Origin of the sequence: Actinokineospora sp. NBRC 105648, from assembly GCF_030269645.1 — a bacterium.
Taxonomy (GTDB): domain Bacteria; phylum Actinomycetota; class Actinomycetes; order Mycobacteriales; family Pseudonocardiaceae; genus Actinokineospora.
Genome location: NZ_BSTR01000001.1, coordinates 79,565 through 93,877, shown reverse-complemented (window position 1 = coordinate 93,877; position 14,313 = coordinate 79,565). Strand labels below are relative to the sequence as shown.

Below are 14,313 nucleotides of genomic sequence, written 5' to 3'. Positions count from 1 at the left end.
CTCCCGTGATAGATCCGAAAGAATCCGCCCGCACCGTGCACAATCACAACGCAGCCTTTGGCCAAAATCTTTGGCACTAGCGCATCGCACGAAAAAGGACCTCAAGTACACGGCACATGATTGATCACGAGTGTGATCGAACTAATGCCGTGCACCGCATGTGAACGGCCAGCTTCATCTCCACGTCCGATGCCCGAAGGGGTACTCGACCACCCGGGCGCGACTCGAAATAGGCCACAGCTTGATCGTATTTGTCATCTTTCCCACTCACTTCCCCGCGAGTTGTCCCGTTCGGACCAATCCACCGGCCGTGCGTCTTGGGAGTCGACGCACCAGGTGACGGCAGGTTCAGACGGTCGTAGCATGTGAACTTGGTGTTCGGTGGGGAAGGATGCCCTGTCGTGCGGGAGATGTTGACGTTGGCTGATCGGGAGGAGATCTCCCGGGGTTTGGTGGAGTTGTTGGAGTTCAAGGACATCGCCGCCCGGATCGGTCGGAATGCCTCTGTGGTGTCGCGTGAGGTGGGTCGTCATGGTGGCCGGGACGGGTATCGGGCGGTGGCGGCCGAGGCCGCCGCGAGGGTGGGGCGGTGTCGGCCGAAGGTGATGGCGGTGGAGCGGTCGGCTCGGACCAGGGCGCGGGTGTGGTCGTTGTTGCGTCGTGGCTGGTCACCTGCCTCGATCGCGGGCCGGTTGGCACGCGAGCATGCGGCCGGGGACCCTGGTCGGGTGAGTCACGAGGCGATCTACCAGTGGGTCTACGCGCAGCCGGTCGCGACGCTGCGTCGGGAGTTGATCGCGTTGCGCACCGGCCGGACCCGGCGCACCGGTCCGCGCCCGGCACCCGCCCCGCGGATCCGGGAGCCCCGCTATATCGACGACCGCCCCGACGAGGTCGTCGGGCGTGCTGTGCCTGGCCACTGGGAGGGAGATCTGGTGATCGGGAAGGGTGGCAAGTCGGCGGTGGCGACCCTGGTGGAGCGCACGAGCAGGTTTCTGATCCTGGTTCCGTTGACCGGGCGGGACTCGTTGACGGTGACCCAGGCGATCATCGCCGCCGTCGGCGACCTCCCCGCGTCGATCACACGCTCGTTGACGTGGGACTGCGGCTCGGAAATGGCTCTGCACAAGGATGTCGCGGCCACCGGGTTGCCGGTGTTCTTCGCCCACCCGCACTCACCCCGGGAACGGGGAAGCAACGAGAACCTCAACCGGATCGTTCGCGAGTACCTGCCCAAGGGCGTCGAGATCACCAGCGACCCGACCTACCTCGCCGCCATCGCCGCGGAGATCAACGACCGACCCCGTAAGATCCATGACTGGAAGAAGCCCAGCGAGGTATTCACCGAACTCCTCGAAGCAGATGCTTCCACCGCCTGAACTCGCCGACCGCTTGTCCGGCGGAATGATGTCGGGTGGAAGTTCCTGCCGCAATCGAGACCGCGCTGAGAGCTTCGGCGTCGCGAGAGACGGACATGCACGGGATCCTAACCTGCTAGCGCCCCTATCTAAGCCGGGCACCGAATTACGCCGCCAAAGCCCAACCCGATCCAAGTATGTATTCAACAGCAGGGCCGCTGACCCCATGAGCCAATTCGACTAGCTAAAGCCCTAACCTCACGCCCCAGCCCGATCCGAGTGTCCGGTCAGGACGGAGGGCAAGTCCGAACGCCGGGAAACGCCCAGTTTGCGGTAGATCTTGGTCAAGTGCTGCTCCACCGTGCTCACCGTGATGTACAGCTTGGTCGAGATCTCCCGGTTCGTGTGGCCAAGTGCCGCCAACGAGGCCACCCGGTGCTCCGCGTCGCTCAGGCCACCGGACGTCTCGCGTTCCAGAGTGGTGACTGCTCCTTGGCGCAGGACCCGGTCGACCAAGTCGTCGACGCCGCACTCCAGGGCTTCGTCTGTTGCCGTCTTCGCCACTCGGCGGGATCGGGCGGGTTCGCCGCGTTCGGCCAGCAGGCCGCTCAGTTCGGCTAGGGCGACGGCTGCGCCGAAGCGGTCGCCGGATGCGCGGAACTCCTCTGCTGACTGCTGCATCAGGGCCAGTCCGCGTTCTTCGGCCACTGCCAGCACTCGTAGTGAGCGGGCTCGGGAAAGTCTTCCGCACGAAGGCAATTCTGCCTGCGCCTGGGCTAGGTGGGCGGCGATTCGGCGGCGGCCCATGCGCACGTGGGCTTCGGCCAGGTCTGTGCGCCAGGGTGCGAGGGCGGGCAGGTCGATTCCGTTGCGGGTCAGGAAACGGCCGCATGCTTGGAAGTCCGCGACAGCAGCTAGAAGGCGATCAGTTGCCAGGTAGTGCTGGCCGCGTGCTCGCAGGTACCGCACGCCCATCACCGTGTCGAAGACCGTGTCTGGGACGACCTCGCGCAAGCCTGCGCTGTCTGCCACCCCGAGGGCGGTGTCGGCCGACACTATTGTCGACAGGGGCAAAGCCACCAGCACGCCCCAAGACCGTGCCGGCAACCGTCGCAATGCGACTTCGGCTTGTTCGCGTGCCGTTCGGATTGCGCCGCGCCGCAAGGAGATCTCGGCGCCTACCGCCTCCAGCAATGCCAGCCACATGGTGGCGCCGCGCTTGCCCGCTTCGGCCACCAACTCGCCGCACCAGTACTCTGCGCGGTCTGGGCGGTCGGCGTAAGCCAGGGCGGTCAGTGCGGACGCCAGCACCTCCGCGGTCTGGTCGCCTAGCAGACACCCGTGCAACACGCGTTCCGCGTCGCGGACGACCTCGTCGTTTTCGCCACGCAGCAACCCTGGCAACAGGGCCGCGGCGGAGTGTTCCCACAGGGCTACCGGTGTTCCGCGGGCGACTCGGGTGGCACGGGGGCCGCGGATCCACTCGTCGCCCAGGGTGAAGCCGGTGGCGGCGCGTGGGTCGGTCACCTGGGCCAACAGGTCCGGCACGGTGTCGGAGGCGTGCCACAGCGCGTACCGCACCGCGGTCTCAGTGTCCACTTCTGACAGACAGGGCAACTCCGCGGGCGCGTAGCGCCAAGCGATCCGGGCCAGGGCCGCCGCGGTGGTGGAGCGCATGCGGCCGGTGGTCGCGGGCAAGGCCAGTTCGAGGCAGCGCACCGCGAACTCGCCCTTGTCGCAGGCGGTCGCGTCGGCCGCCGCCGCGCACAGCACCGCCACGCCCCACGCACCGCCGACCTGGCCCGCGGCGACGAGGAGGCGGGCCACGTCCATCGGTGCGGCGCGGCGGCGGTGGAGCACCTCGGCCGCCCGCAGGTGCAGCCGGGCGGAGTCGTCGGCGGGCATGCTGTCGAGCACCGCCGCGGGCACGGCGTCGTGCCGGAACCGGCCGCCCACCAGCAGTCCCGCGGCGGCGAGGATGCCGGTCGTGCGGGCGACCACGGCCCGGCTCGACCCGGTGAGCTCGGCCACCAGGCCGGGCGAGGTCTGTCCACTCAGGACGGCCAGCGCCTGGGCGACCTCCAGCAGCCGCGGCTCCCAGCGGTGCAGGCAGGCCAAGACCGCTTGTCGGAAGGAGTTCCCCGGCACCGCGCGACCGGCGCGGTGATCAGCCACCAACGCGTGCACCAGCAACGGGTTGCCACCACTGACCCGGTGGCACGCCGCCGTCGCGCGGTCGTCGCCCAGTTCGGCGCAGAGCAGTTCGGCGACCCCGGCCTCGCTCAACGGCCCCAGCCGCACCCGCCGATCGGCGCGCATCGTCAGGTCCCCGGCGGAGAGCGGCTCCCACTCGGTGAACACCAGCAGCACCGGCGCGTCGGCGAACCGGTCGCGCAGCCCGGCCAGCGCGCGCAGCGAGGCGCCGTCGAGGTGCTGCACGTCGTCGACGACGAGCACCACCGGTCGTTCGGCCGCCGCGCGCAACACCCGGTCGGCCAGAGTCCCGACGCCGTCGTCGGCCAGCCCGGACACCAGCTGCCCCACCGCGCCGAGCGGGATCGCCCGCTCGCCGCGCGAGCCGGTGGCGGTCAGCAGGAGCGCTCCCGAGTCGGCGACCTGGCCCGCGAAGACGTCCAGCAGGCTGGACTTGCCACTGGCCAGGCCCCCGGTGACCGCGGCGACCCGACCGGCACCGGCGGTGCTCTCGGCCAGGGTCGCGGTCAGCGCCGCGAGCGCGGCCCGGCGTTCGACCAGTGCCATCCCGGCCATCCCCTCCACACCCCGCGAGCGGCGGTCCGGCTGAGCAATCTACTCCCGGCGCCGGGTGACCGAGAAGTGAATTGTCATTGCGGCCACGAGATCTTCTGGTTAACCGCGGACTTAAGGAAAACGCAAGGCACGCCAGGTAGGAATAGGGGTGCCCAGGGGTAGACGCGGCCACCCCGGCCCGGACCTACTCCCTGGTCGGATCGATGCAGCCCCAGCGCATCCGTCCCACCCGGCGGTAGGGGTTGTCCACCCCCGACGCCGCTGGGATGGTCGGGATTCACGGGGGGTCACGCCGCTATCTGAGTGGGGGAATGAGGCCATGACCGTTCTCGCCGGGCATTCACTCGACGAATCAGGGATTCACGAGGGCGACTTCCGCGACCCCGAGCACCGCCTGGCCCAGCTGCTCGACCCGGGCTCGGCGACCGAGCTGCGCGCGGGCGGCACCACCGCGGTGACCTACACCCGCGGCCGGGTCAACGGGGCGCCGATCGTGGCCTACTGCACCGACGCCACCAACCGCGGCGGCTCGCTCGGCTCGGCCGAGGCCGACCGGATCATCGACGCGATCGAGCTGGCCGTGCGGCTGCGCGTGCCGGTGATCGGGCTCTGGCACTCCGGCGGCGCCAAGCTGGCCGACGGTGTGGAGTCGATGGACGGCGTCGGCCGGATGTTCGCCGCGATGACCCGGGCCTCCGGTCGGGTGCCGCAGCTCTCGGTCGTGCTCGGCCCGGCCGCGGGCGCCGCCGCCTACGGCCCGGCGCTGACCGACCTGGTGATCATGTCGACGGCCGGCCGGGTGTTCGTCACCGGCCCGGACGTCGTGCGCAGCGTCACCGGTGAACAGATCGATCAAGAGGGCCTCGGCGGCGTCGAGGCGCACGGCCGCAAGTCCGGTGTGGTGCACGTGACCGTGGAAACCGAGGCGCAGGCCTACGAACGGGCCCGCGCGATCACCACCCTGCTGACCCGCCCCGGCCTGCTCGACGTGCGCTCCGCCGCGGGTGAGACCCCGCTGCGCGAGCTGCTGCCGGAGAACCCCAAGCGCGCCTACGACGTCAAGCCGGTGGTGCGCGCGCTGCTCGACGACGGCGCCTTCGAGGAGCTGCAGGCCAAGTGGGCGGCCAACATCGTGGTCGGCCTGGGCAGGCTGGCGGGCCGCACGATCGGCGTGATCGCGAACAACCCGCTGCGCAAGGGCGGTTGCCTGGACTCGCTCTCGGCGGAGAAGGCGTCGCGGTTCGTGCGGATGTGCGACAGCTTCGGCGTGCCGCTGCTGGTGCTGGTCGACGTGCCCGGCTACCTGCCCGGCGTCGGCCAGGAGTGGGGCGGCGTGGTGCGCCGCGGCGCGAAGCTGCTGCACGCCTTCGCCGAGGCGGCGGTGCCCCGGGTGACCCTGATCACCCGCAAGTCCTACGGCGGCGCCTACATCGCGATGAACTCCCGCTCGCTCGGCGCCACCCGCGTCTTCGCCTGGCCCGAGGCCGAGGTGGCGGTGATGGGCGCGGAGGCCGCGGTGGCCGTGCTGCACCGGAAACGGCTGGCAGCGACCCCGGAGGACGAGCGCGAGCAGCTGCGCGCGGAGCTCGTCGTCGAGCAGCAGCGCACCGCGGGCGGGGTCGACCGGGCGCTCGCGCTGGGCGTGGTGGACGAGGTCATCGAGCCCGCGCACTCCCGTCGGCACATCGCCGAGGCACTCGCGACCGCACCCGCGGGCCGCGGCCACCATGGCAACATCCCCCTGTAGGGATCACCAGGGGAAGGACCCGAGATGACCACCGACACCGACCTGTGGGTGCGCCGCTTCCACCCGGCGCCGGACGCGCCCGCCCGCCTGCTCTGCCTGCCGCACGCGGGTGGCTCGGCGAGCTACTTCTTCCCGGTGTCCCGGGCGATGGCGCCGCGCGTCGAGGTGCTGGCCGTGCAGTACCCGGGGCGGCAGGACCGGCGCGGCGAGCCGTGCGTGGAGACCGTCGGCGAGCTGGCCGACAAGATCGCCGACGTGGTCGCGCCGTTCCTGGACAAGCCGCTGACCCTGTTCGGCCACAGCATGGGCGCCTCGGTGGCCTTCGAGCTGGGGCTGCGGTTGCAGGAGCGGACCTCGGTGGTCAACGGCGTGTTCGTCTCCGGCCGCCGGGCCCCCTCGGCGCTGCGCGACGAGCGGGTGCACGAGCAGGACGACGACGGCCTGATCGCCGAGATCAAGCGGCTCAACGGGACCGAGTCGCAGCTGCTCGACGACGACGAGATCCTGCGCATGGTGCTGCCGTCCATCCGCTCGGACTACAAGGCGGCCGAGACCTACCGGCACGTCGGCGGCACCCGGTTGCGGGTCCCGGTGATCGCCCTGCTGGGGGACACCGACCCCAAGGCCACCACCGAGGAGACCCGCCGCTGGGCCGAGCACACCGACGGCGAGTTCACCCTGGAACTGTTCCCGGGTGGACACTTCTACCTCAACGCGCACGTCCCCGCGGTGATCGACCGCATCCGCGGCCACATCGACGCGCTGTCCGTCGTGGACTAGCAGTGGACTGACCGATCGGCCCGGGCGCGAGTCCCCGGGCCGATCGGTACTACTCGACTGCCCGGGTCTCTGCGGTTCGAGTTTCAGCGACGACCCAGTCCAGGTACTCGGCGCTGCCACCCGCGATCTCGACCGCGACCACCTGCGGCAGGTCGTAGCTGTGCCGCTCCCGGATGTGCGCGACCAGGGCGTCGAGCCGGTCGGCCGCCGTCTTGACCGCCAGCCGCCACTCCGGCGCCTGCTCCACCTCGCCCTGCCAACGGTAGACGCTGGTCACCGCCGTGATGTGCACGCACGCGCCCAGGTGCTCGGCGACGATCCCGTGGGCGAGCCGCTCGGCCTCCTCCGCGCTGTCCGTTGTGGTCACGACCTGGAGGCAGCGCGTCGTCATGGGCCGACCGTAGCCCGATCCGGCCCGCCGGTGCGGGGCGTGCGACGCTCTATCGCGTTCGCGCGCGCGGGCCGACGGGAGGGTGACGATGATCGACGCGCTGTCCGACACCCTGATCTGGGTGGCCCTCGCGGCCGCGGTCTGGGCGCTGGTGCTGGTCGTGCTCAACCGGCCGCCGCTGCCCGGCCCGAAGGACGGGTGGGCGTTCTTCGGCCTGCTCGCCCTGCTGGAGCTGGGGCTGCTGGCCCAGGCGGTGGTCGGGCTGGTCCAGCTCGCCACCACCGACCGCGACGTCGCCGGGCTCGCCTTCGCCGGCTACCTGCTCGGCGCGCTGCTGATCCTCCCGGTCGCCGCGTACTGGTCGCTGGCCGAGCGCACCCGCTGGGGCACCGCGGTCCTGGTCGTGGGCGCGCTGGCCCTGCCGGTGATGGTCGTGCGGATGCACCAGGTCTGGACGGCGGTGCCCGGTGGCTGAGGACCGCACCGCGACCCGCTCCGGGCCCGGCAGGCTGCTGATCGCCGTCTACGCGATCTTCGCGCTGGCCGCCTGCGCCCGCTCCGCCAGCCAGATCGCCGGCCACTTCTCCCGGGCGCCGCTGGCCTACCTGCTCTCCGCCTTCGCCGCCGTGGTCTACGTGGTGGCCACCGTCTCGCTGTCCCGCGGCAGCCGCGGCTCGCGGCGGCTGGCGGTCGTCTCCTGCGCGGTGGAGCTGGTCGGGGTGGTGACCGTCGGCATCGCCAGCCTGGTCGCGCCGAGTGCCTTCCCGGATGCCACGGTGTGGTCCGTTTTCGGTCAGGGGTACGGATTCGTGCCCGTTGTGCTGCCCGTTCTGGGATTGCTCTGGATCCGGCGCACGGCGGGATTCGGCGACTCCTGACACACGGCATTCACGCGACTGAATTGCGCGCGGAACAGGCCCTCGACTACTCCGTTCGGGGACGATGATCGTGACTACCCGTAGTGAACAAGATAAGGTCATCCCATGGCCGACAACTGTCCAGTTGGCATGATCACCACCCCTGGCGGTCGGCCCGCGCAACCCCGAAGCACCCCTAATCTCCGGACACTTAAGGCGCTCTTGATGTCATGGGTTGGAAAGTGCCCAACCCATCGTCCACAGCAGAGCGACCGGACAATCACTCCGGGTGATCCCCGCCTGGGCCTGGGCGGTTGTTGAACAGACACCTACCCATGCGGACCGCGGTACGGCTAGCGCCGCAGTGGAATGGTCCGAATGGTGCACCCGAGAAGTGAAAACGCGTCTGGATTACGCATTGTTCATCCAGTCACTTGGCAAACCTTCCACATCCGTGCTCATTGCCGTTAGATTCGACCCGGAGCGTGGGGGGACGGGGAAATCAGGGTCACTGAGCGTGACCTCGGCGCGGGTGCGGCAGCCCGTCGAGGGCCACAGGGGAAGGGGCGACGCATGGCGCTGGTCGAGCGGAACGAGGAACTGAGGGCTCTCGGGGGGCTTTACGCCGAGTGCACCCGCAGCCGGGGGCAGGTGGCCCTGATCAGCGGGGGCGTCGCCAGCGGCAAGACCGAGCTGCTGCACGCCTTCGCCGACCGCGCGGTGGGCGAGGGCGCCCTGCTGCTCGTCGCGTCGTGCTCGCGCGCCGAGCGCACCCTGGCGTTCGGGGTGCTGCGCCAGCTGTTCGCCTGCCCCTCCTTACCCGGCGCCGTGGCCGCGGACGTCACCCGGCTGCTGCGGGGCGACGACGTCGACGCGGTCCCGGCCGAACCCGCCGCGGGCGACCCGGTGTCGATCGGCTGGGCGGGCGCCCGGGTGCTCGACGGCGTGTGCGCGGCCCTGCTCGAGCTCGCCAAGGACCGCCCGGTCGTGATCGAGGTCGACGACGTCCAGTTCGCCGACGCCCCCTCCCTGCAAGCCCTGCTCTACCTGCAGCGCCGGATGCGCTTCGCCCGGGTGCTGGTGATCCTGACCGAGTGGGCGCTCCCCCGCCCGACCCAGGCCGTCTTCCGCGCCGAGGTGACCCGCCAGCCCAACACCTCGCACCTGCGACTGGCCCCGCTGTCGCTGCGCGGGGTCGGCGAGCTGCTCGCCACCCAGCTCGACCCGGCCACCGCGGGCGCGCTCGCCCCGGTGCACCACGCGGTCAGCGGCGGGAACCCGCTGCTGGTGACCGCGCTCATCGACGACCACCGCGCCGCCGTCCGCGCGGGCGCGCGCCCCGCCGACGGCCAGGTCGCCGTCGGCCAGGAGTTCGGCCACGGCGTGCTGGCCTGCCTGCACCGCTGGGAGTCCGGCATGGTCCAGGTCGCCCGCGGCCTGGCGCTGCTGGGCGACGCCGGTTCGCCGGTCCTGCTGGGCAAGCTGCTCGACATCACCTCCGACTCCGCCGCCCAGGTGCTCGACGTGCTGGAGATGGCGGGCCTGCTCGACGGCGGCCGCTTCCGGCACCCGGTCGCCAAGGCCGCCGTGCTGGACAGCCTCGCCCCCGCCGACCGCTCCGCGCTGCACGCCCGCGCCGCGCGCCTGCTCTACCGCGACGGCTCGGCCGCCGACGAGGTCGCCTGCCACCTCACCGCGGCCGACGGCGTCGACGGCCTCACCGACGCCCCGTGGGCGGTGGAGGTGCTGCGGCACGCCGCGCAGGAGGACCTGGTCGCCGACCGCGTCGACCTCGCCGCGCGCAGGCTCGAGGTCGCCGCCCGGCTCAGTGCCGACGACGACGAGCGCGCCGACATCACCATGCAGCTGCTGCGCGTGGAGTGGCGGCGCAACCCGTCCTCGGCCGCCCGGCACCTGCCCGCGCTGCGGGTGGCCAGGGCCGAGGGCAGGCTGTCCGACCGCAATGCCGTGCACCTGGCCAAGTTCCTGCTCTGGTACGGCCACACCGAGGAGCTGGCGGCGATCCTGGCCGACCTGGCCGCCCGGTCCGCCGAGCGCGAGGCGCCGATGGCGGGCCAGGTCAGCCTGGTGTTCCACTGGCTGGCGTTCCTCTACCCGCCGGTGATGGCCGGGGTGCCGCACCCGAACAACGACGCCCCGCCCGCGCTGCTGGCCAACCCGTGGACACGCGCGTCGGCCATGCTCGACCGCGTGCGCGTGGGCGGCCCGCGCGAGGAGATCGTCACCGCTGCCGAGCACATCCTGCAGAGTTGCCGACTCGGCGAGCAGACCCTCGGCTCACAGCTCTCGGCACTGGCCGCGCTCGTGCACGCCGACCGCAACGACCGCGCGATGCACTGGTCGGACGCGCTGCTGGCCGACGCGACCGCCCGCAGCGCGCTCACCTGGCAGGCCGTGCTCGGCGCGATGCGCGCGGAGATCGCGCTGCGCCAAGGAGATCTGCCCGCGGCGGCGGAGACCGCGACCATCGCGTTCGGCAAGCTGTCGGCCACCGGGTGGGGCGTGTGCATCGGGGTGCCGCTGGCGACCCGCGTCGCGGCGGCGACGGCGATGGGCGCACACGACGAGGCCGCCGCGCTGCTGCGCACCCCGGTCCCGGAGGCGATGTTCCAGACCCAGTTCGGACTGCACTACCTGTACGCGCGCGGCACGCACTACCTGGCGACCGACCGTCCACACGCGGCACTCGCCGACTTCCAGCGCTGCGGCGAGCTCATGGGCGGCTGGGAGATCGACCTGCCGACCCTGGTGCCCTGGCGCGCGGGCGCCGCGCAGGCGCAGCTGGCCCTGGGCAACCACGAGATCGCCCGGGCGCTGATGGCCGAACAGCTCGCCCGCCCGGGGTGCGAGGGTGCCCGCACGCGCGGGGTGTCGTTGCGGATCCTGGCCGCGACGTCCACTTCGGACCGACGGGTGGCCCTGCTGGAGGAAGCGGTCGAACTGCTGCACGCGGGCGGCGACCGCTTCGAGCTCGCGCGCGCCCTGCTCGACCTGAGCCACGCCCACAACACCACGGGCGACTGCGAGAAGGCGCGCACGGTGGCGCGCCGCGCGCTGCAGATGGCCAAGGGCTGCAACGCGGAGCCGCTCAGCCGGGAACTGCTCCCGGGGCGGGACGCGGAGGTCCCGGAGCAGGCCGGCCGTCGGCCGCAGCCGACCGGGATGGAGACGCTGAGCGAGGCCGAGCGCCGGGTGGCGGTGCTGGCGGCGCTCGGGCACACGAACCGGGAGATCGGCGGGAAACTGTACATCACGGTGAGCACGGTGGAGCAGCACTTGACGCGGGTGTACCGGAAGTTGAACGTGACCCGCCGGACGGACCTGCCTGCTGGGCTGCCCCGACAGCTGCTGACGGCTTCGGACGAACGCTGAAGTCGTTGGTGGGTAGCGGGTTCTGAGCTTAGTCGGCTCTACCCTGGTTGTTGGGGTGTGTCGTCGGGGCTTGCTGTGGTGGTGGTGGTGCTCGATTGGGGACTGCCTTTGTGCGGGGCCCCTGGGCGACCGCCGGTGGAAGGGCGGGTGCGGAAGGGATCCGCCCACGCGCCGGGGAGCTCAGGCGGTCGCCCTCCCCCACACAAAGACAGTCCACCCAATCGAGCATTCGGGCTGAGCAGGGCGCCTTTGATGGTAGGCGGGATTGGGCAAAGCGGTGGACGGGCGGGGCGGGTGGGGAAAGTCGGTCTCGGTCGATCGGCACGAGTAGTGGGCAGGGCAGGAATCTATATGCCGCGAGTCACTTAATCATGAATCTCGCTCAATCGTGAATCCTGAATCGTGCATTTGTGGATATGGGTGACGATTCTCCCTACCGGGGCAGCCTGCGCCAGACCGCTCTCGGTAGGAGGCGCATGAGGAAGAAGACCGGGCGCAGGACGCCGGGGACCCAGACCTCGCCCCGGCCCTTGCGCAGGGCGCGGACTGTCGCGTCGGCGACCTGGTCCGGGGTGCTGGCGAACGGGGCCGGGCTCATGCCCTCGGTCATCCGTCCGATCACGAAGCCGGGTCGGACCAGGAGCAGGCGCACGCCGCTGCCCGCCAGGGCGTCGGCCAGGCCGCTGGCGAAGCCGTCCAGGCCCGCCTTGGCCGAGCCGTAGACGTAGTTCGCGCGTCGCACCCGGACGCCCGCGACCGAGGAGAAGACCACCAAAGAACCCTTTCCCTGCTGTCGCAGCAGGTTCGCGAGCAGGGTGAGGACGGAGAGGTGGGCGGTGTAGTCGGTGTGGGCGATGGCCACCGCGTGCGCCGGGTCGCTCTCGGCGCGGGTCTGGTCGCCGAGGATTCCGAAGGAGACCACGACGGTGTCGATCGGACCGTGGTCCGCCACGATGCCGTCGAGGACTGTCGCGTGTGCGCCCAGGTCGTCGGCGTCGAACTCGACCGCCTCGACCGCCGCCGCGCCCGCCGCCCGCAAGGCCGCCGCCTGGTGTTCAAGATCACTTGACCGCCTGGCCGCCAGCACGACGCGCTGACCTGGGGCGATGCGGTGGGCCACGGCCAAGCCGATCTCGCTGCGGCCGCCCAGCACGACGATCAGTCCACTCATGGGACCGCAGTGTGCCCACACAGCGGTACCGGCGGCCCGGCGGCCCCCACCTCTCCCGTGGACCATCCGTGCACAAGATCGAGTGGTAGATCGACTCAATGACTACTCCGGGTCTGCCTGACCCCTGAAACGGGTGATTTCTCCCGGGTTATCACCAGCCCATTCGGGGACTGTACGGCAACAAAATCCCGGTGCTAGCTTCGTTGCCGTCAACCGAACCGAAGGGGCACACGGGAGTCTCGGCCCGACAAAAAGGTGAATGCGAGACATTTTCCGCCAATGGCCTGCGATACCTGGTCAGCCCGCCGCCCTGGACACCTCGCCTGATACCTCTCGAATCCGAACACGCCCAGATTGGCGGTAGCTACCGTGACCGAGACCCTGCGTCCCGTCGACGGCGACGCGACGTCGCCGCAGCAAAGCCTCACCACCGCGGCGGCGCGGAACCTCGCCACCACCACCAAGTCCGTCCCGCAGATGCAGGAGATCACCTCCCGCTGGCTGCTGCGCGTGCTGCCGTGGACCCAGGTCGGCGGTGGCACCTACCGGGTCAACCAGCGGCGTAGCTACGTCGTCGGCGACGGCCGCATCGCGATCGACTACGTCGTCGGCGACGGTCGGATCACCGTCGACCGCGACGCCGCCACCGCCCGGGTGGTCGCGGGCGACCTGCGCGAACTGTCCTTCCTGCGCGACTTCGACGACGAGGAGGCGCTCGACGCGCTGGCCGCGCTGTTCGAGCAGGAGCAGTACGCCGCGGGCGACACGATCGTCGAGTGGGGCCACGCCGAGGACCGGTTCCTGGTCATCGCGCACGGCCGGGTCGAGCAGCGGGCGGCGGGCCAGTACGGCGACGAGACCGTGGTCGGCGTGGTGGCCGACGGCGAGTACTTCGACCAGTGGGGCCTGCTGGAGGAGCGCATCTGGGACTTCACCGCCCGCGCCGCCACCGCGGTCACCGTGCTCTCCCTGCGCCGCACCGACTTCCAGAACCTGCTGGAGCGGGTGCCCAGCCTGAGCGCGCACATCGAGGCCTACGCCGCGGCGGGCATCGACCACCGCGACGGCGAGGTCCCGATCAACCTGGCGGCCGGCCACGAGGGCGAGGTCGAGCTGCCGGAGACCTTCGTGGACTACGAGGAGAACCCGCGCGAGTACGAGCTCAGCGTCGCCCAGACCGTCCTCAAGGTGCACACCCGGGTCGCCGACCTCTACAACCAGCCGATGGACCAGGTCGAGCAGCAGCTCCGGCTGACCATCGAGGCGCTGCGCGAGCGCCAGGAGCACGAGCTGGTCAACAACCGCGAGTTCGGCCTGCTGGCCAACGCCGACCCGCGCCAGCGCATCCACACCCGCTCCGGCGCGCCCACCCCGGACGACATGGACGAGCTGCTGGCCAAGGTCTGGAAGGACCCGTCGGTCATCCTCGCCCACCCGCGCGCGATCGCCGCGTTCGGCCGCGAGTGCAGCAAGCGCGGGATCTACCCGACCAGCGTGGAGATCGCCGGGCACCACGTGCCGTCCTGGCGCGGCATCCCGGTGCTGCCCTGCAACAAGATCCCGGTCAGCGACACCCGCACCACCTCGATCCTGGTGCTGCGCACTGGCGAGCAGAACCAGGGTGTCATCGGCCTGCACCAGACCGGCATCCCGGACGAGTACGAGCCCGGCCTGTCGGTGCGCTTCATGGGCATCAACGACAAGGCGATCCTCTCCTACCTGGTGAGCGCCTACTACTCCGCCGCCGTCCTCGTCCCGGACGCGCTCGGCGTGCTCGACAACGTCCAGATCGGCCTCTAGCCACCCTCCCGGGGCACCCGGGCCCACCCAACCCCCAGGGGTTGGCC

General features: G+C 71.0%; 11 protein-coding genes. 7 read left to right on the top strand and 4 right to left on the bottom strand.

Going from position 1 to position 14,313, the window contains the following annotated elements:
* Nucleotides 1–124 precede the first annotated feature (124 nt).
* The gene (locus QSK30_RS36715) at nt 125–478 is read right to left on the bottom strand and encodes a DddA-like double-stranded DNA deaminase toxin (protein WP_352231533.1); all 354 of its coding nucleotides are present in this window, start codon (nt 476–478) and stop codon (nt 125–127) included.
* Between QSK30_RS36715 and QSK30_RS00415 the strand changes: the two genes are divergently transcribed.
* On the top strand, nt 411–1,379 hold the full coding sequence (locus QSK30_RS00415) for an IS30 family transposase (RefSeq protein ID WP_285498861.1): 969 nt from the start codon (nt 411–413) through the stop codon (nt 1,377–1,379). The genes QSK30_RS36715 and QSK30_RS00415 overlap by 68 nt on opposite strands.
* A 237-nt stretch (nt 1,380–1,616) precedes the next feature.
* Here the strand turns inward: QSK30_RS00415 and QSK30_RS00410 are convergent, their stop codons facing one another.
* Nucleotides 1,617–4,127: a helix-turn-helix transcriptional regulator gene (locus QSK30_RS00410; protein WP_285498698.1), complete on the bottom strand. Its 2,511-nt coding sequence runs from the start codon at nt 4,125–4,127 to the stop codon at nt 1,617–1,619.
* Nucleotides 4,128–4,446: 319 nt separating this feature from the next.
* On the opposite strand from QSK30_RS00410, the gene QSK30_RS00405 reads away from it, so the two are divergent.
* The gene (locus QSK30_RS00405) at nt 4,447–5,874 is read left to right on the top strand and encodes an acyl-CoA carboxylase subunit beta (protein ID WP_285498697.1); all 1,428 of its coding nucleotides are present in this window, start codon (nt 4,447–4,449) and stop codon (nt 5,872–5,874) included.
* Nucleotides 5,875–5,898: 24 nt separating this feature from the next.
* Complete coding sequence (locus QSK30_RS00400) at nt 5,899–6,654, top strand: thioesterase II family protein (protein WP_285498696.1); 756 nt, start codon at nt 5,899–5,901, stop codon at nt 6,652–6,654.
* Nucleotides 6,655–6,703: 49 nt separating this feature from the next.
* Here QSK30_RS00400 and cutA read toward each other — a convergent pair whose 3' ends face one another.
* Complete coding sequence (gene cutA / locus QSK30_RS00395; protein WP_285498695.1) at nt 6,704–7,045, bottom strand: divalent-cation tolerance protein CutA; 342 nt, start codon at nt 7,043–7,045, stop codon at nt 6,704–6,706.
* A gap of 88 nt (nt 7,046–7,133) precedes the next feature.
* On the opposite strand from cutA, the gene QSK30_RS00390 reads away from it, so the two are divergent.
* The 3 genes from QSK30_RS00390 (at nt 7,134) to QSK30_RS00380 (ending at nt 11,295) form a co-directional block, all read left to right on the top strand.
* Entirely contained in the window at nt 7,134–7,520 is a 387-nt protein-coding gene (locus tag QSK30_RS00390; protein WP_285498694.1) for a hypothetical protein, read from the top strand.
* Nucleotides 7,513–7,923: a hypothetical protein gene (locus QSK30_RS00385; protein WP_285498693.1), complete on the top strand. Its 411-nt coding sequence runs from the start codon at nt 7,513–7,515 to the stop codon at nt 7,921–7,923. The genes QSK30_RS00390 and QSK30_RS00385 overlap by 8 nt, the downstream gene beginning before the upstream one ends.
* A 552-nt stretch (nt 7,924–8,475) precedes the next feature.
* Nucleotides 8,476–11,295: an ATP-binding protein gene (locus QSK30_RS00380; RefSeq protein WP_285498692.1), complete on the top strand. Its 2,820-nt coding sequence runs from the start codon at nt 8,476–8,478 to the stop codon at nt 11,293–11,295.
* 433 nt (nt 11,296–11,728) lie between these two features.
* Here QSK30_RS00380 and dprE2 read toward each other — a convergent pair whose 3' ends face one another.
* Entirely contained in the window at nt 11,729–12,466 is a 738-nt protein-coding gene (dprE2, locus tag QSK30_RS00375) for a decaprenylphospho-beta-D-erythro-pentofuranosid-2-ulose 2-reductase (RefSeq protein ID WP_285498691.1), read from the bottom strand.
* A gap of 369 nt (nt 12,467–12,835) precedes the next feature.
* Between dprE2 and QSK30_RS00370 the strand changes: the two genes are divergently transcribed.
* Nucleotides 12,836–14,266, top strand: coding sequence for a family 2B encapsulin nanocompartment shell protein (locus QSK30_RS00370; RefSeq protein ID WP_285498690.1), 1,431 nt, complete (start codon nt 12,836–12,838; stop codon nt 14,264–14,266).
* Nucleotides 14,267–14,313 lie beyond the last annotated feature (47 nt).